14 protein-coding genes are annotated in these 18,253 nt (G+C 60.9%); 8 read left to right on the forward strand and 6 right to left on the reverse strand.

Annotated features, from left to right (window positions below):
- Nucleotides 1-138 precede the first annotated feature (138 nt).
- The 5 genes from SO156_RS20500 (at nucleotide 139) to SO156_RS20520 (ending at nucleotide 3,539) form a co-directional block, all read left to right on the forward strand.
- Nucleotides 139-1,089, forward strand: a complete 951-nt coding sequence (locus tag SO156_RS20500; protein ID WP_498536051.1) for an MBL fold metallo-hydrolase — start codon at nucleotides 139-141, stop codon at nucleotides 1,087-1,089.
- 63 nt (nucleotides 1,090-1,152) lie between these two features.
- Nucleotides 1,153-1,905 (forward strand): SDR family oxidoreductase, encoded by a 753-nt coding sequence (locus SO156_RS20505; RefSeq protein WP_498536052.1) that lies wholly within the window; start codon nucleotides 1,153-1,155, stop codon nucleotides 1,903-1,905.
- A 66-nt stretch (nucleotides 1,906-1,971) separates the two neighbouring features.
- Nucleotides 1,972-2,361, forward strand: a complete 390-nt coding sequence (locus tag SO156_RS20510; RefSeq protein ID WP_458143742.1) for a cupin domain-containing protein — start codon at nucleotides 1,972-1,974, stop codon at nucleotides 2,359-2,361.
- Between the two features lie 166 nt (nucleotides 2,362-2,527).
- A complete protein-coding gene (locus SO156_RS20515) occupies nucleotides 2,528-3,040 on the forward strand; it encodes a hypothetical protein (protein WP_498536053.1) in 513 nt (170 codons plus the stop codon).
- 40 nt (nucleotides 3,041-3,080) lie between these two features.
- Complete coding sequence (locus tag SO156_RS20520) at nucleotides 3,081-3,539, forward strand: ion channel (RefSeq protein WP_458143740.1); 459 nt, start codon at nucleotides 3,081-3,083, stop codon at nucleotides 3,537-3,539.
- Nucleotides 3,540-3,686: 147 nt separating this feature from the next.
- Here the strand turns inward: SO156_RS20520 and SO156_RS20525 are convergent, their stop codons facing one another.
- The 4 genes from SO156_RS20525 to SO156_RS20540 form a co-directional block, all read right to left on the reverse strand.
- Nucleotides 3,687-4,283 (reverse strand): DsrE family protein, encoded by a 597-nt coding sequence (locus SO156_RS20525; RefSeq protein ID WP_498536054.1) that lies wholly within the window; start codon nucleotides 4,281-4,283, stop codon nucleotides 3,687-3,689.
- A gap of 37 nt (nucleotides 4,284-4,320) precedes the next feature.
- Nucleotides 4,321-4,938, reverse strand: coding sequence for a hypothetical protein (locus SO156_RS20530; protein ID WP_458143738.1), 618 nt, complete (start codon nucleotides 4,936-4,938; stop codon nucleotides 4,321-4,323).
- A complete protein-coding gene (locus SO156_RS20535; RefSeq protein WP_498536055.1) occupies nucleotides 4,935-5,978 on the reverse strand; it encodes a TAXI family TRAP transporter solute-binding subunit in 1,044 nt (347 codons plus the stop codon). The genes SO156_RS20530 and SO156_RS20535 overlap by 4 nt, the downstream gene beginning before the upstream one ends.
- 94 nt (nucleotides 5,979-6,072) lie before the next feature.
- The gene (locus SO156_RS20540) at nucleotides 6,073-8,427 is read right to left on the reverse strand and encodes a coiled-coil domain-containing protein (protein ID WP_498536056.1); all 2,355 of its coding nucleotides are present in this window, start codon (nucleotides 8,425-8,427) and stop codon (nucleotides 6,073-6,075) included.
- 781 nt (nucleotides 8,428-9,208) lie between these two features.
- On the opposite strand from SO156_RS20540, the gene SO156_RS20545 reads away from it, so the two are divergent.
- Nucleotides 9,209-9,436: a VanZ family protein gene (locus SO156_RS20545; RefSeq protein WP_498536102.1), complete on the forward strand. Its 228-nt coding sequence runs from the start codon at nucleotides 9,209-9,211 to the stop codon at nucleotides 9,434-9,436.
- A gap of 118 nt (nucleotides 9,437-9,554) precedes the next feature.
- Here SO156_RS20545 and SO156_RS20550 read toward each other — a convergent pair whose 3' ends face one another.
- Complete coding sequence (locus tag SO156_RS20550) at nucleotides 9,555-12,710, reverse strand: acetoacetate--CoA ligase (protein ID WP_498536057.1); 3,156 nt, start codon at nucleotides 12,708-12,710, stop codon at nucleotides 9,555-9,557.
- A 1,241-nt stretch (nucleotides 12,711-13,951) separates the two neighbouring features.
- Complete coding sequence (gene galE / locus SO156_RS20555; protein WP_498536058.1) at nucleotides 13,952-14,989, reverse strand: UDP-glucose 4-epimerase GalE; 1,038 nt, start codon at nucleotides 14,987-14,989, stop codon at nucleotides 13,952-13,954.
- Nucleotides 14,990-15,877: 888 nt separating this feature from the next.
- Between galE and SO156_RS20560 the strand changes: the two genes are divergently transcribed.
- Entirely contained in the window at nucleotides 15,878-16,789 is a 912-nt protein-coding gene (locus SO156_RS20560) for a polysaccharide lyase family 20 protein (protein ID WP_498536059.1), read from the forward strand.
- Nucleotides 16,790-16,980: 191 nt separating this feature from the next.
- Nucleotides 16,981-18,249, forward strand: a complete 1,269-nt coding sequence (locus tag SO156_RS20565) for an NAD(P)-binding domain-containing protein (protein WP_498536060.1) — start codon at nucleotides 16,981-16,983, stop codon at nucleotides 18,247-18,249.
- Nucleotides 18,250-18,253: the final 4 nt, after the last annotated feature.

Genomic DNA, 18,253 nt, shown 5'->3' on the forward strand with positions numbered 1-18,253 from the left:
TCGATAGACCATCACAGTGACAGACCAGCAATGAGCGTGTCACCGGTCTCTGAACACCTCACCAGCATTGACCACGCTTCCCACGCGGGAAGCGCGGCCCGCGATCAAGCGCGAAGGTCGAACGCAGGAGTTTTCAAGATGAATGAGATGATCCGCAACACTCAGGAGGAGACAAACATGAGCCTGGACTACACCTCGAACTCCGTTAGACCGAGGCCCGACGAGTTGGTTCCGTCGCGGTATGCGCTGCAGATCGGCGACATCGACGTGCTGGTGGTCAGCGATGGCGTATTAACGTTGCCAGGCGCGATGTTGGCGCACAACGCCGACCCGGCCACCCGGGCGGCTTGGCTAAAGGACAATTTCCTCCCGCCGGACGCGTTCGATTGGGCGCTGAACGTGGTCGTGGTGCGCAGCGGCGGCCGGACCATCCTCGTCGACGCCGGGATGGGGGTGGAGTTCCCATTGCCGAAGGCCGGACAGTTGGTCCACCGATTGGAGGCCGCCGGCATCGATCTTTCGTCCGTGACCGACGTGGTGCTGACCCACATGCATATGGACCATGTCGGCGGGCTGCTCGTCGAAGGCGTGAAGGAGAGGCTGCGTCCGGACCTGCGGATCCACGTGGCGGCCGCCGAGGTCAAGTTCTGGGAGGCGCCCGATTTCTCCCGCGTCTCCATGCCGGAAGGTTTCCCGGATGCGCTTCGGCAATCGGCCAAGCGGTTCTTGAAGGAGTACCGCAGTAAGTTTCGGACGTTCGAGGACGAGTGCGAGGTGGCGCCGGGGGTCAAAGTCTGTCGCACCGGCGGCCACACCCCCGGGCACAGCGTGGTCCGCGTGGCGTCCGGCGGCGACCGGCTGACATTCGCCGGCGACCTCGTGTTCACGGTCGGGTTCGAACACCCCGACTGGCACAACGGCTTCGAACACGACCCCGAGGAGGCGGCCCGCGCCCGAGTCCGTCTTTTGCGGGAGCTGGCTGCGAACCGCGAACTGCTGGTGGCCACTCATATGCCGTTCCCGTCCGTCGGCCATGTGGCGGTCGCCGGTGACGCCTTTCGTTGGGTCCCGGCCATCTGGGACTACTGACCGCTCGCTGGGTCAGGGCAGCAACACAGAAATCAAGCGTCTCGTGACAACGGAGAATCAAACATGAAGATCGTCGTGATCGGCGGCACTGGCCTGATCGGCTCGAAGACCGTCGCCATTCTGCGCCGGGGCGGCCACGAGGTTGTGGCCGCCTCGCCTCAAAGCGGTGTCAACACCATCACCGGCGAGGGGCTCAAGCAGGCCATGGCGGGCACACAGGTGGTGATCGACCTCGCCAATTCGCCTTCATTCGAAGACAAGGCGGTGCTGGAGTTCTTCGAGACCTCGGGCCGCAACCTGCTCGCGGCGGAGGTCGCAGCGAATGTCCGGCACCATGTTGCACTATCGATCGTCGCCACCGACCGGACAGACAATGGCTATTTCCGCGCCAAGGTCGCCCAGGAGAAACTGATCAAGTCATCCGGCGTCCCATACACGATCGTCCGCGCGACCCAGTTCCTGGAATTTCTCCGCGGCATCGCCGATTCAAGTTCGGATGGAAACAAAGTCAGGCTCCCGCCGATCTTGTTCCAGCCGATCGCGGCGGATGACGTTGCTGCCAATGTTGCCGACGTGGCACTCGCGCCGCCGCGAAGCGGCATCGTGGAGATCGCCGGCCCGGAGCGCGCACCGTTCAACAAAATCATTGCCCGCTACCTGAAGGCGGTTGGCGACCCGCGCGAGGTCGTGAGCGATCCCGAGGCCCGATACTGGGGCGGCCGGGTCGACGAGCACTCGCTGGTGCCATTGGGCGAGGCACGCCTCGGCCGCATCGGTTTGGACGAATGGATCCGCCGCTCACAGGCAGCGGCCTGATCCCGCATCGCAAGTAGGCCCGCTCTGTTACGAGCGGGCCTCGAACAACGAAAGAAAGAGGCGACTATGACAAACAAACTCGCTGCGTTGGCTCTGCTGTGCTTCATGACCGGCACGGCGGTGGCTGAGGAGCCTAAGGTCACGCCACTCATGTCCAAGGATCTTCCGGAAAGCCCCGGCAGGGAAGCACTGATGATCACGGTCGAGCATGCGCCCGGCGGATCGAGCGCCATTCACCGGCACAATGCCCATGCGTTTGTCTACGTGCTGGAGGGCTCCGTCGTGATGCAAGTGAAGGGCGGACAACCGGTGACATTGACACCAGGACAGAGCTTCTACGAAGGTCCAAACGACGTTCATGTCGTCGACCGGAACGCAAGCGATACAAAGCCAGCGAAATTCCTGGTGGTCTTGATCAAGAACAAGGGCGCGCCGGCGCTCGTGCCCGCACAGTAGTTGTTACAACCAAAGCACATGAAGCCAGCGGCAAATTGATAGATGTTTGCTGCGATGCATGAGCGCGCGGCGGTCGGGAGCCCGCCCAGCTCATTGACCTTCATCACGGCAGGCCGCCGAGCTCCGGCGACTGCCAGAACCATGTGCTCTGCTTCGGAGACTTGTCATGATATTGGGTATGAGCTTGGCGATGTTCACGATGGTCCATGTGATCATCAGCCTGATTGCCATCGTGGCGGGCCTGATCGTGATGTTCGGGATGCTCGGCTCGAAGCGGATGCCGGGTCTCACCGCGATCTTCCTTGCATTCACCATCCTGACGAGCGCTTCGGGGTTTCTGATTCCACCGTTGCTGTTCGAAAAGCTGTTGCCGTCCCATATGATCGGCATTCTCTCGCTGGTTCTGCTGGCGATCGCCTGCTTTGCGCTTTACGGCATGAAGCTCGCCGGCTCCTGGCGCTGGATTTACGCGCTGACCGCGCTGGTCTCGCTTTATCTCAACGTATTCGTGCTGGTGATCCAGTCCTTCCTGAAAGTGCCGGCGCTGCATGCGCTGTCGCCAAGCGTGCCCCCAGCCGAGTTGCCGTTCACCGTCGTCCAGGGCGTCGTGTTGGCATTCTTCGTCGTCGCGATCGTCAGCGTGATCCGACGATACTGGCTGATGTCGGCACACGCTTGACTTAGGGTTGATGCATCCCTCTCCGTCGGAGAGACTCGAAGTGACGCAAGCCCATCAATTCGCAATACTATATCCATTGATCGCCGGTGCAGGCGCGGTCGGATGTACGATTTTCATCCATGCGCTGACTTTGGTCGCGTCGATAAACCTCTTTCGTCACGAGAGGAAGCTCGGACGCACGGGCTCAGGCGCTTTGGTCGACCTCTCGATCGTTGCGCTAGTGATCTCATTTGCGTTTGTAGCACATCTGATCGCGATAGCTTTATGGGCTGCCCTGCTTCTCTTCTGTGGAGAATTTCAGGAGGTTGGAGCCGCGTATTACCACTCGGCGGTCAACTACACGACATTGGGTTATGGGGATCTGCTGCTTACTCCGACATGGCGATTGCTGGGTCCGCTCGAGGCAACGAACGGAGTGCTCATGTTCGGGGTTTCGGCCGCAATGGTGTTTGCTGTCATACAGCGTCTGGTTTTGGCCCGGTTTGAGGACCTCAGGTAGGTGCGGTTGTCCGCGCGCTTTGAGGCTTCATCATCAATTTTCCTCGTTCGGCGCGCTCGGTGATACTTGCGCCATCAACACGGCACGGCTCTATGGCCGTGCCAAATGGCCGAGGCCGAATTGCGATGGATGGCCGATCTGTCCGGCTTACGGCTTGACGTAGGTCCAGCCCTTCTCCTGCAACTCCATCACGCGCACCACGCCTGACTTCACGACCTCGGCCTGCCGAACGATCGGTATGTTCTTGTTTTCGACCTTCTGCATTTTCTCCTGGGTGTTGCCGCAGGCCTTGAACGAAACCTCGGGGGTGCTCAGGGCCATCTCCTCGATGCGCGCCTTTACCGGCGAGGTGTCTTCACGCAACATGTTCAGGCCGGGCCCAAACGTGACCACCTCGATCTTCACTTTCTCGCCAGAGTCCTTGTAATACTGAGCCACGTTCGTTGCGTTGTTGAGCGCGAGATTCATCGCGGCGGCGTCGTTGGTATTCACCTGCAGGATCAGGTGATGTTCTTTCTTCGTTGCGGAGGGATCGTCCATACGCGCAAGCGCGGATCGCGTCCGCGTCGACGTCGTTCGCTTGGCTATGTGGTGCCTCGCGTGGCTCGCCTTATGCACGACGGGTTGCCCGTCTGTCGGCGTCCAGTAGTTTCCGCCCTGCTCGGCGGCCGCAAACGACGCGGACACCAGAATGGCGATCGCTCCCATCGCGACCGCTTTTGCAACGTGATGAAACTCGATCATTTTGCGTCTCCATCGAACAAAATCAATCTGCATACCATCAACGGTTCGGTGTCGCGATGGCGAGCGGCCATTTGCACGCCGCGGCCATCTTCGCGCGCACCGCGTCTATCCCGGCGAGGGAGAACGTTCCGTCATGGGCGGTCCCGCCCCGAGGGGAGAGGAGAACAATGAGGTCGCCGCCATCCGGAAGCGACTGCAGCAGGCGAACAACGTCCCCGGCGAAGGCAACGCCAGGACCGAATGCCGGCACGGCGGCAGCCACCTGCACCGCCGGGCGATCGTTCACGCGATAGGAAATTGTATCATCACCGCCCTCGCGGGAGATGCCGGAGCCCGCGAGCGCCAGCTCCGTCCGGCCGGCGCGACAGCGTATCGATAACTGCATCGCCAATTCGTCGGTCGCGCTGCGTGACGATGTGGTAGCGGTTGCGATCGGTGAGTAATCTACGGGTGAGGTGGTCTGGCTGACGATCCAGTCGTCTTCGCGTGTCTGGCGTTGCTGTGGTTGGGCGGTTCGCGTCAATTTATCCAGACATCCCAGACGATCCGCGTGTTCCTTCTGAAGGCAGGAACGGAGCTGCGCGGTCTGATCCTGGGCTAACGCAACACCGCCTGTAGCCCCGAGTGCGATAAGCAGAATCGCGGCGCGTTTCATTGTGATGCACGTGTTGTGCGGAGTTGACGATCCAGCCACGCCTGCGCAGCAGGGACGCGCGTGAGACCCGGAACCGTCGCAGCGAGGTTGATGGATTTCCACTTTGGATCAAAACCCGGACCCTGCAATCTGTCGATCCGGGAGAATAAATGGTCGATGAAGCGCGCGACGCGCTCGGAACGGTTCGAGTTGGCCGGCCAGTTGAAGGCGACCAGAGCGGTCGGCACGGCGATCGTCGAAACCCGTTCGCCCTGCTTGATCAAATTAGGATAGTCGGTGCTATCGAGGGTGGCGGGAAGATAGTAATCCTCGAACTTGCTCTCGTATGGGACGGGCAGGAACTTGAAGCCTGGCTCCCAACGGCCCTTCACGAAAGCATCCACCGGCTTCGATGTAATGAAGACGACGGCTGACATCTCGCCTTTGCGCATCTGCTCGAGCGCGATCTGGTGTGGAATGAACGTCTTTTCCACGTCGATGTTGAGGCGGCTGAAGATCAGCGGCCCCGAATAGGCCGCTGCGGTGCCCTGCGTATTGAAATTGACCTTCTTGCCGGCGAGATCGTTCAAGCTCCGAATCTCCGGTCGAACGAGGATCTGCAGCTCGGACGGAAACAGATTCAGGACATAGGCAATTCGTCGCTGGATGTCCGGAACCTGGCTCTTGTATTCCTCGAGCGCGTCGGAATTGATGATCGCCGCATCGATGCCGCGCAAATAGAGCAGGGAATTCACGTTTTCCGTGGCCCCGCGGGTGACGACCGGAAGAACGTGCAGGTTATCCCCATCATCGACCACACGGGCGATCTCTGCCGCCAGACGGATCGGCGCGCCCTCGAGCAGACCTCCGGCCAGGCCTACCGTCCAGGCGTTCATGGAGATCACCTCAGGCTTTGCCTGCGGAGGCTCGGGCCGTGACAGGCGAACCTTGTGAGGCTTGTTTTGCGGCTGCGCATCAGCCCCAGGCTGAATGGCCAGGAGGAACGGTGTGAGTGCCGCGAGCAAGAGCAGCAGCCGACGCAATCCTAAAAACCTTTTCATCAACCAGCTCCTCTAAAAATGCTTGTATCAGTATCGGCACTTTCAATGCTCAATCGCGCATGGTCGGCTTGGAGAAGCGCCGAACAAGACGGTGCTACCGACGCAACGCCTCGAGTCGCGCCTTGGCTTCCTTGATGCCTCCAGCTTCGGCCTGCGCATAAAGACTTTGCGCTTTAGTGGGATCGCCTTTCGTTCCATATGTTCCGAAATTTGGAAGGACCAGCGGATCGTAGGTTTCCGCGAGCGCGAAGCTTGCTTGCGCACTGCCCATCTCAGCGGCGCGCTCGAGCACGATCCGTGCCGCGCCGATGTTTCCCTGTCCGAGCAATGCGCTCGCGCGCGCGACCAGTTTCGCCGCTTGCACCGTTGCGTTAGGATTGACCTGGGCATCGCCCTGGCTGCGCGCCGCTATGGCCTTATCTTGGACTGGCTTGTCTCTGACCGGTTTGTCTTGGACCGACTTATCTTGGACCGACTTGTCTTGGACGGGGCGGCTCTGGATTGGCCGTGCCGGCTCTGACGGCGGCTCCTCGCGCACGGCCTTGGCGGCGGCAGCCAGCGGCGGAGACGCAGCCGAGGAAATTTTCGACACAAGTGCGTCGTTGCCTTGACGCGCCGACGCGAGTTCCTTTTCCAGTCCCGTGGCGCGCTCGTGCTCACGCTGCAACAGGCTGCGTAGCTCGGCCGAGTCTCGCTCTCCGGCCTGCTTCATCCGTGCGACTTCCTCGCTCGCTTTGGATGCGCGCTTGGTCTCCGCGTCGAGATCGCGGTTTGCCTTCGCGAGATCCCGGGCCAGCTGCTCAGTTCGCTCGCGCTCTCGTTGCTGCGATTGCCCCAAGTCGGCGGTCTTGCTCGCCTCCGCTTGTTTGAGCTGCGTCGCTTCCTCGCTGGCTTTGGCCGCTTGAGCCTCGTACGCGTAGATCTTGCTGCGTGCCATCGAGAGATCCTGCGCCAACGCATCGGCTCTCTCGTGCTCCTTCTGAACCGATTGTCTCTTCTCCTCGGCGCCAGCTTTTGCGGCCTGCGTCAGCCTGCCGACTTCGTCGCCCGCCTTTGCCGCTAGCGCCGTCTGCGCATCGATATCTCGTCGCGCGACCGCAAGCGCCTGCTCGAGCTGACCGGCCCGATCCCGCTCCTTTTGCAGGGATTTCTGCAACTCTACGGAGTGATCCTCCGCGGCCCGCTTCAGCTGGGTGACCTCGGCGCCCGCCTTTGCCGCAAGCGCTGTTTGCGCGTCGACGTCGCGTGTCGCCACCGCCAGCGCCTGCTCGAGTTGACCGACCCGATCCCGCTCTTGCTTCAGGGATTTCTGCAACTCCGCGGCGTTGCCTTCGGCGGCTTGCTTCAGTTTGGCGGTCTCATCGCTCGCCTTTGTCGCGCGTGCCGTCTGAGTCTCGACATCGCGTCGCGCGGCCGCAAGCGCCTGTTCAAGCTGGCCGGTCCGGTCCCGCTCCTGTTGCAGGGATTTCTGCATCTCCGTGGAGCCACCCTTCGCCGCCTGCTTCAGTTCGGTGACCTCATCGCTCGCCTTTGTCGCGCGTGCCGTCTGAGTCTCGACATCGCGTCGCGCGGCAGCAAGCGCCTGTTCAAGCTGGCCGGTCCGGTCCCGCTCCTGTTGCAGGGATTTCTGCATTTCCGTGGAGCCACCCTTCGCCGCCTGCTTCAGTTCAGTGACCTCATTGCTCGCCTTTGCCGCGAGCGCCGTCTGAGTCTCGACATCGCGTCGCGCGGCAGCAAGCGCCTGCTCCAGCTGGCCGGTCCGGTCCCGCTCCTGTTGCAGGGATTTCTGCATGTCCGTGGAGCCACCCTTCGCCGCCTGCTTCAGTTCGGTGACCTCATCGCTCGCCTTTGTCGCGAGCGCCGTCTGAGTCTCGACATCGCGTCGCGCGGCGGCAAGCGCCTGCTCCAGCTGGCCGGTCCGGTCCCGCTCCTGTTGCAGGGATTTCTGCAACTCCATGGAGCCACCCTTCGCCGCCTGCTTCAGCTCGGTGACGTCATCGCTCGCCTTAGTCGCGAGCGCCGTCTGAGTCTCGACATCGCGTCGCGCGGCCGCGAGCGCCTGCTCCAGCTGGTTGGTCCGGTCCCGCTCCTGTTGCAGGGATTTCTGCAACTCAATGGAGCCGCCCGTCGCCGCCTGCTTCAGCTCGGTGACCTCGTTGCTCGCCTTTGCTGCGAGCGCTGTCTGAGTCTCGAGATCGCGTTGCGCGGCCGCAAGCGCCTGCTCCAGCTGTTCGGCGCGGTCGTGCTCCTGTTCGAAGTGCTGCAGCAGCTCGATATCGCGTCGCGCGAGGGTGAGGTCACGGAGCAGCGACTCCGGTCCGCGAAGTTCCAATTCGGGAGGCTGCTCGAGTCCTCCTTTATCGATCGTCGTTGCTTGCGCGACCTGCATGGATTTGTCAGTGTCGTCGCGGTGCAGCGGCGACGCCACAAACTCAATACGACCCGCCATTCTGCGAAAATCGAGATTGTCGGAAGCCGTTCCGTATCTTGCGTCCGCCTGGTGCCGCGCTCGATCGGGGGACGCATGCGTGTCCAACGTGCCCCCAATCAAGAGCACAGCGGCCGTCATCCACGGGAGCGTGGATCGTCCCAGCGTAGGCAGGTAACCCTGCGGCCCATTTGCAATGATCCGTCGCATGGTAATGTGCTTGTTACAGATGTGTCATTATGCGCACGGCCTGTGAGCGAATCCTATAACTCGCATGGAGGACCTGCTTACCCCTTTCTGGTTAGAGTGGTGGACAATCAACGGAGACGTGAGGCGCTCAAGGTTTGCGACGAGTGGTTTCGTGATTTGAGCTCGGGGTCTTCGCAGGCCTCGCGCCGAGATCCGCCATCGAATGGCTCCTTGCGATCGACGTCGCCGAGCTTTGCCGGGAAGGCTTGTGGCCGTTCGCTTCCTTTCTCCCGTGCAGCTATTAGTCGATACGCTGCTTGCGGCGGGGCAAACTGACGAAAAAGAGGTAATGCGCCCGCTTTGGTGTGACGGTGCCCTCATATGTTATCGTATGCTGAATTTGCTCCGATCCGTTGGATTGGCCCGGCTCGGCGGGAGCGGGCGAGGAGCACCAGAATTGTTCACTGCGAGCAAGGCCGAAATGCCACCAAAACGCCTCCTCAGGACTGCCGCTTGGGCTTCCTTGTTTTTTATTGCCTACGCCACCCTGTCTCCTCTTCGAGATAGGCCAACTTTGCTGATCTCCGCGAATGTTGAACATGTCGCGGCGTTCATGGTTTTCGGCGCGCTCTTCTGCCTGGCTTATCCACGACGCATCCCTGCCGTCCTGATCTTTGTACTCGCCACCGCTGTCTCGCTTGAAGTTCTGCAGTTGCTTACGCCGGATCGCCACGCGCGAGTCCTTGATGGAGTCCAAAAGATTGCAGGTGGCGTCTTAGGCGTCTTTGCCGGTCGCGCTATTCTGTATCTCGAGCGAGCCCGTTCTTGGCCCGATCCGTAACGCGTGTCCTTATTGCGTCATTTGGCGTGTACTATTCGCCTTTGTGCGATTGAGCAGCGGCGCGTTCGATGTCAATTTTGAGCAATTGAGAACGGCGGGACTTTCTACGCCCCTGGCCTTAGATGGGCAGGAGCACGAATTCCGAATACAGCCTGTCGAGGTCGCCGGCCGGGAGCAGCGGGGAACGGTAGCAGGTTTGCATCGGGAGCAGCAGGCCCCGTGGGCGGACCGGAAAGAGCCGCGCCTCGGCAACGAGCGCCGCGGTCCGTTGCCGGCGCAGGATCGCCAGCTTGACACGTTCGAGATGCCGCGCCAGCAGCTCGGGGGCACTGCAATACAGAATGTCTGAATACGGGATCCGCGCTGGCAGAGCCCGTCGCCGTCGCTTCGAAGCGAGACGGCGCTTCACCACCAAATAGGCATGGTCGGGCCCGTCGCTGACGGTGAGCTGGAGGCAATCATATCGCGCATGATCGTCAAAGATCTGTCGTTGCTCGCGGGTCAGCCGCTCGCGGACCGCGGCCTGATCGAAGCTGATGACCGGCCGGGTCGACCCGAACAGCGTCTCGGGCTGTAGTAATGGCGGCATGACGATCCTGTGCGCGCCCAACGGCATGAAATCTTGCGCCGCGAGGACAGCCCAGGAGGTCGGCGAGGGGGTGAAGGCCGTGTAGGTGATGCTCTCGTCCTCTAGCACCGCAGCCAGCAGTGCCATGCCCCAGCCGCGGTACTTCGGGTGCACGGACCAGGAGGAGACGTTGCAGACCAGGGCTGCCTCGCCGTTTACCTGTCGCGGGGCGGCTATGGTGGCGATGAAGCCGACGATTGCGTTTCCGTCGAGGAGCACGAAACCGGGCCCATGATCGGACCAGTTGTGGTCGAACAGCTGACGCCAGGTGGCTGCCTTGAGTCCCGACTCGCAAAAGGTTTCCTCGAGGAAGCGGCAGACCGGATCGCGGTCCGCCGGATCCATGGCACGGAGATGCGGGCCCGGCTGACCAGCCTGCTGCGCAGACATGGCCTCCACGCCCATGGACAGAGCCGTGGCCAGGCCTTCGATCGATGGCGCCGACAGCAAGACCGAGAGGGGCAGGGGGTGTCCAGCATAGTCCTCGATCTCGAGCAGAAGGTTCACCAGTGCGAGTGAATCGGCGCCGAAGCCAATGAGACTATCGGACCAGCCGATGTGCGAGACGCCAAGCACGCGCTCGCAAATCGCCTGCAACTCGCGCCGTAGTCGGTCGCCGGCCGGGATTGCCGCACGGCCCAGTGCCGACCTCGGCGGTGCCTTGATGGCTGCGTGAGGCGACCGGAGAACCGGATGCTTGGCGATGACATCGAGGCACTCCGGGTTCTGTAGTGCACTACGGTTTTGTGCAGGCCGGCCATTTACCGCATCGCGCGCCGCAGCCTCGGACCGCTTGCCATTGAAGGTGACGGGCACCGCCGCGACCTGTGCGATGCGCGCCGGCACGAACGCCGGGCTGCCGCAGCGTGCCAGCTCCGAGCGGATGTGCTTCGCCAGCGCGTCGTCGAGAATCAGGCCTCCGCGTAGCACGACAAGGAGAACCATGCGCGAGCCGCCGGGCTCCTCCTTAGCCTGCTGCTCGACCGCCATCGCCTCGAGGATTTCCTCGATGTCACCGAGGATGCGGTAGATCTCCGCGGTGCCGATGCGGATGCCGCGCACATTGAGCACCCCGTCGGAGCGGCCATGCAGCCGCCAACCGCAATGCGGCGTAGTCTCGATCAGGTCGCCGTGCGTCCAGAAGCCGGGGTTCTGGGCAAAATAGGCGGCATGGAAGCGAGTGCCGTCGGCATCGCCATGAAAGCCAAGGGGTCGTGAGGGAAAAGGGTTGGCACAGACCAGCTCACCAATCGGCGCCCTGGGATCGTCAGATGGCGGCAGTGAGCGGACATCGAGGCCGAGGCTGCGGCACTGTGCTTCGCCGCGTTGGACGGGCAAGTTCGGATTCCCAAGTACAAAGCAGCCGATGATGTCGGTGCCGCCCGAGATCGACTGCAGCGGCATCGCCGCCTTCACCTGGTCACGGACCCAGTCGTACTGGCGGGCATACAGGATGGATCCGGTGGAGAGCACCGCTCGCAGGGCGGAAAAGTCGTACACACGGCCCGGGGCGAAGCCAGCGTTCTCGCAAAAATGCAGATAGGCAGGATTGGTGCCGAACACGGTCACGGATTCCTCGGCAACGATCCGCCAGAAGGTGTCCGGCCCTTCGAGCGGCCCATCGTAGAGCACGAGCTCCACGCCGGAGGCGAGTGCCGAGAGCTGCCAGTTCCACATCATCCAGCCGCAGGAGGTCTGGAAGAACAGCTTGTCGCCCCGCCCGAGATCGCAATGCAGCCGGTGCTCCTTCACATGCTCCAGCAGGGTGCCGCCGGCGCCGTGCTGGATGCACTTCGGCGCGCCCGTGGTGCCGGAGGAGAACATCGTGAACAGCGGCTGGTTGAACGGATGACGCAGCCATTCGAAGCTGTCCTCGCTGCCAGCGGCGTCGCGGAGCAGGTCGTCAAGCCGGTGCAGAGGCACAGTCTGCTCGCCGGCGGGAAGTGAGCCGCTATCCAGCGCGATGATTGCGGCGAGGCTCTGCAGGCCGGCTGCAGCACCAGCAACGCGCTCTGCGACGGGGACGCCCTGATCCCAAAGTTCCGCCCGGAGGCAGCCGAACAGCACCACGGGCTCGAGAGGGGCGAACCGCGCGAGGATGGCGGGCACGCCCATGTCGGGTGCGCAGCTGGCGAAGGTCGCGCCAATGGCAGCGGTAGCCAGGGCGGCAATGACTGCTTCGGCGTTGTTGCGTGCGATCGCCGCAACATGGTCACCTGCACGCACACCCAGTCGCTGTAGCGACGTGGCCAGGCGGGCGACGGCGACGCGCAGTTCGCCCCGGGTGAACCGGTCGCGGCTGCCGCCAGCGTGATAGGCCATAAGGGCCGGCTGATCGGGACTGCCGGCGAGGAGGCACTCGGCATAGTTGAGGCGGAGATCCGGGAAGAAGCGGGCGGTCTCGCAGGCATCGCCGACACAGACCGGGTCGAGCGTACCGTCGCGAGGCAGATCGGACCACTCCAGGAAGAGGCGCCAGAAGCTTCGGAACTCTGCCACCGAGAATCGGTCCATCGCAGCATGATCGGGCAGGGATCGCCCGGTCCGGACCTCACACCATCGCCTGAAGGCGGTCAGTTGCGAATGCGCGACAGTCTGGTCATCCGGCCAGAACACCACGTCCTCCGACAGCGACTTGGTCGGCATCCGCAGAGCGGTCAAGACGATTCTCCTTTGCCGTCAAGAGATCTTGTCTGTCGTCAAGAGATCCTGACTCTTCAGACTGCGGCAGTGGTGCCCGGGAATGTCCTCGCTGACAGTATGCGCGGAGCACTCGGTCTTGTTGTATCGGGAGGAATCTCTTATCGCGAGCGGGCGATGTGAAGACGCTATTCCTGACTACTCACGGTAGCAACGGAGCGCCTGGTGGCCTGGCACCATGCGAGTTCAGAACTCCGGACCATCGGCTGGGTGGTTCTGCTTCTCCCGCATTTTCTCCAGACTCGATGCGATTCCTGCAGAAAACGAACGAACGGAAGCCCTCGGGCGGCTAGAGCTTGCTAATCAACTAGGCCTTGGTCTGGTTGTTATCGCAATTGCCTGATGGCGAGCGCCAGTCGATCGCACGTGCATAGACTACGCTTCGCGTCGACTGGACCCGATCGTGCTCGTGCTCGAGGCGTAGCCATTCGATATCACCCCTTGCATGGGCCAGTTCGCTGGAGACTCTCCCCAACGGTGTTGCTGTTCTGGGGGCGCGGCTGCGGCGCTCCTGCGCCGCTGGTCGTCGCTTGGGCAACCTGCATCGAGTTGTCGCTGCCACGCAAGCCAAACGGCAACGTCTCGAACTGGTCAGACCCGAGATTGCGCGCAGTCGTCCATTTCGCGGCGCGTCAACCTTTCACACTATGAACACGAACTGCAAGTGGCGCTTCCATTTGCGCGGACAAGGGATCGTGGGCCCGTTGAGTGGATCGCAGTCGATCCGCACGACAAATTGTCGGCGGAGCTCACCGCGAGATGAACGCGCAAATGCTAAATCGGCCCTAATGTATTGGTGCGCGCGAGCCCCGCCGCCGCTTGGGTCGCTGTCGCGGATCACCAAATTTGAGCTCAGCGACCAGACGCCAGAGCTGAACCTCGTGACCGTCCGCCAACCGCCCGGCCCGCTCGGTTGCGGACGCATCATCAGGGCAGTGAAGGTTGACCACGCCCCCCAGTTGGCCATGTTCGTCCAAAACGAATGCACGATAGTGTGGCATCGCAAATCCCCACGCGCGACGGCATCTTAGCTGGAGCCTCGCTCCGCGCTGTGGTCATTACGAGCTACCTCTGATGGGCGGTATGCTTGCCGCAGTGGCTCGCCCCGAACCGCTCATGCGGTCAGACTCTTCGGCGCCCGTTCGAATACATCGGGCGCACACACTCCGCGGTGACGGCTAAAATGCTTAGGCCCGCTCTCGAACTTTAGGAAGCTCGCTACCAACATAGCCGTCGGGGTTCTGCAATTGCCAACGCCAATGGTCCGCGCACATGTGCTGCAACGATCGGGTCGACTTCCAGCCCAACGCCTCCATCGCAAAGGTAGGGTCAGCATAGCAGATTGCGACATCACCGGCCCGGCGCTCTTTGATTTCATAGGGGATTGATCGCCCGCTCACTGCTTCGAATGTGCGAACGACATCCAGAACGCTGCTGCCGTTGCCCGTTCCTAGATTGACCGTCAGTACACCGGGCTGGCTAAGATGGCGCAGGGCACTCAAATGCCCGGATGCGAGATCGACCACATGGATGAAGTCGCGGATTCCGGTGCCATCAGGCGTGTCATAGTCATTTCCCCAAATCTGCAGCTTCTCCCGCCGTCCAATCGCTACCTGCGCCACAAATGGCAACAAGTTGCTGGGAACGCCCAGCGGGTCTTCGCCGACGAGGCCGCTTTCGTGCGCACCAACCGGATTAAAGTAGCGCAGATTGCCGATCTGCCAACCGCTATCCGACCTGGAAAGATCCGTCAGCATCTCTTCGATGACGAACTTTGTGCGGCCGTACGGATTGGTCGGGCCGAGAGGATGCGTTTCGTTGAGCGGGAGGTAGCGGGGTATCCCGTAGACGGTAGCGGACGAGCTGAAAACGAGCGTCTTTACATTCACCCTCTTCATGGCCGACACGAGCCGCATCGTGCCCAGAACGTTGTTCTCGTAATACGTCATGGGCCGTACGTTGGAATCGCCGACCGCCTTCAGCCCTGCAAGGTGAACGACCGCAGTCACTCCGCAGGTACGGAGTGTGTCATAGATCACCTCTTCATCACGGATATCCGCATGCCGAAAGACGAGCGAGCGCCCGCAGATGGATTGCACTCGCTCGAGCGAGATCTTGTTGCTATTGGAGAGATTGTCGACGACGACGACGTCGAGCCCTGCATCCAGCAATGCAATACAGACGTGGGATCCGATGTAGCCAGCACCTCCGGTCACCAAGATCATTTCGGACACTTTCCGTATACACCCAACTGACTATGCTATTTGGACTCTACCGTAAGAGATGCTGTCGTAAGATCACGGGGCGGCGATCACGACTACCGGAATTGACGGCACCGCGTGCAGCCGCGGCGGGTCAACGACCATCTAAGTGATACTCGCCAGAGCCCAACTGCAACAGCGCCAAAGTATTACCCCGTGTGGCGCCTCGCGCTCGTGGCGCGGATCAGCGCTGAGAGGACAATTGTCTTACCGAAAGCGATGAGCCGATATAGCTGATCGCGAAGTTGAATTACACAAACCCCAGCAAGCCCAGCAGCCAGAGGACGGACAGCTTGCCAATTTCTGAACGATGCGCCAAGCGACTAGGCAACATCTTAACTGCTCATCACATCGGACCTAACTACGCACGCGATAAATTCGAGCAAGCTCCTAGGCCGGCTTGCAGTTCATTGAAATAGCATGCCCAGCGGTGTCAGCATGCGCCGTGCTGCCCGCCACTACCTGTGCGAGATACCTCGAATTCTCAAGCGCTCTCGCCACAACGGAGATTGCAACACGATATCCCGCTGGGTTGCCAGATTGCAGCCCGCTCGGGTGCTCGCTTTCAATACCGAGAATGGGGCCGAATGCTTCAAAGACTCTTCCTTAGGATCGCCGCTTGAGCTTCCCTGGGTGCTATTGTCTATGCGACCCTGTCTCCTCTTCGAGATAGGCGTGGGGCTCGTGAGCAATATTGGTCGACGAGGTAATCCAGAAGGGTTCGCATCTGGAGCGAATTTTACAGTAGGACGCGTGCGTGTGACCACGCAAGCCCGGACGTGCCACACCGCTGCTGTGGCTTTTGGTGCTAAAGGCGCATGTTGAGCCGGATGTTGTGATTGGGATACGAGAATGGCGGGTCTGTCGGATTTGCCGGTAGTTCATAACGACGCTTCCAATCGCGGATGTGTCGTCGATGAAGCGTCGTGGCATAGCAATTTGAGGTATCGCGTGCACAAGATTTCGTCTGCCAAGTTGGCGGCCGCAGGCGTGATCATTTGCGTACTAATTGCATGTGTGTCCGAGGCCGTTTTCCTGTTTTCAAGCATTTTCATGATGGGGCGCATCCCTATGCACGATGAATTTGCGACCCGGGATTTTTCACAATGGAACGGCTTGGCAAAACAAGTTTGCTGTAATGGTTCAGCAGTAGTTGTTGACGCGCCGAACTGGAAATCCAAGAGCGCCGTGAGATTCGAGATAAACTTCAATGAGCCCCTTGTTAAGGGCAGTCATCGATCCGAATTCCGATTGAAGGCAACAGAATTTCACCGACTTTATGAGTACGGATTCAAGATTTTCGTGCCCCTGCATTGGCAGCCCGATAGCAATCACGTTGTGGTGATGCAGATGCACAACGTTCCAGACAATTGGAAAGGTGAGTGGGGGCTCCCTCCACCGCTGGAATTGGGCTTGGTCAACGATACCTGGGTTCTCCGGACGGCTTCGGGGCGGACTCCAACATGGCTCGATCGAAAGGGCGACATCCGTCATGACGCTCCATGGTCGCAGCCGTTTGAACGCGGAGAATGGAGCACTTGGATTTTTCGCACGAGGTGGTCGCTTGATGGGGATGGGATGATCGAGGTTGAAAAGGACGGTAAGGTAATTTTCCAGCGGCACGGCGCGAACTGCTACGACAATCTATTGGCTCCTTATCTTAAATTTGGTGCCTATGCTCCTGCTTGGCTAAACCTGACCGTCCCCCCGGAATCTAAAACCAGAGAAGTGTTTTTTACGGACGTTTTTGCACGCGAGCTTTGAGGGGCTGACTGAAAAGTTTGGCGATTGATTTCAGCAGGCTGTTCTCTGAGATCACGATTGCCGGGCCGCCGAGGAGTACTCCGAAAGCGTCCGCACCGAGGACGAATTTTACGATAGGTGATTTGCAAAGGGTACGGCGGCCTTCGTCACTGAGGGCCATGTTGTGCCGCAGGTCATGATTGGGAATGGCGATGGCTGGTCTGTCGGATTTACCAGTAGCGATCGTGGGGGCGGGGCCGTTCGGCCTCTCGGTTGCAGCACATTTGCGATCCCGCGGCGTGCCGTTTCGGATTTTTGGTGCGCCCATGCATCGGTGGCGGGCGCAGATGCCGCTGGGTATGTTTCTGAAGTCGGAATGGGACGCCTCCAGCATTTCGGATCCGGCCGGGCGCTACACTCTGCGGCAATTCTGCGCAGAGTCGCGACTGCCCTACGGGAATGCTCCGCTTCCGCTCGGCACGTTCACCAGATACGCAATGGCATTTCAGCGGTATCTGGTTCCCATGGTTGAAGACGTGTTGGTGACAGCGGTCGACAGGAGGCAGGACGGCTTTGATCTGCGGCTTGCGACCGGGGAGGGCGTCCGGGCGAAGAGTGTTGTGATCGCGACGGGCTTGTCACATGCTGAGTACATTCCGCAGGAATTGACGCAACTGCCCGCGCAGTTGCGATCGCACAGCAGCGCGCACCGCGACCTGAGTCCATTCAAAGGCCGTGACGTCGTCGTTGTCGGCGCAGGACAGTCGGCTCTTGAGACCGCCGCTCTGTTGAACGAGACGCAGGCAAGAGTCCGCCTTTTCGTACGTGGGTCGTCGATCAGTTGGAATCAGCCTCCCTTGCCCGATCGGCGAACACTCTGGCAGCGGTTGCGCCGACCAGCGTCACCACTGGGATCCGGGCTCAAAACGTGGTTCTGCGCAAATGCCCCGATGCTGTTCTACCACCTGCCTCAACGTACCCGTCTCACTATCGTGCGGGGTGATAAGACGCACGAAATGTTACTGGGGCCCGCCGGCGCATGGTGGCTTCGGGAGCGGGTGCTGGGTCGCATTCCGATTTTGCTCGGCCAATCTCTGCTAGGAGTGACGACGAGCGGAGGGAAGGCAGTTCTCCACGTCATTGGACCAGATGGAAGGTCACTCGATCTTGCCGCCGACCACATCATTGCTGCGACAGGCTTTCGATTTGCCGCCCGCTCACTACCGTTTCTCAGCGAACCATTGCTGCGCGATCTGCGCTGCGTCGAGCAGGTGCCCATACTGTCTCCCCAGTTCGAGTCCACAATTCCAGGCCTCTATTTCACTGGGATCGCGAGCGCTTATAATTTTGGGTCGGTGATGCGCTTCCTGTGCGGATGCCAATACGCGGCCGAACGTATCAGCTACCATATTGGCAGAAAACAAGTTTCCTCTCGTTCACCCTACGTGGTAACCTCCGAGCGCAATCCGAAAGTCTCATGACGGG

The sequence above is a fragment of the Bradyrhizobium sp. UFLA05-125 genome (assembly GCF_059803515.1).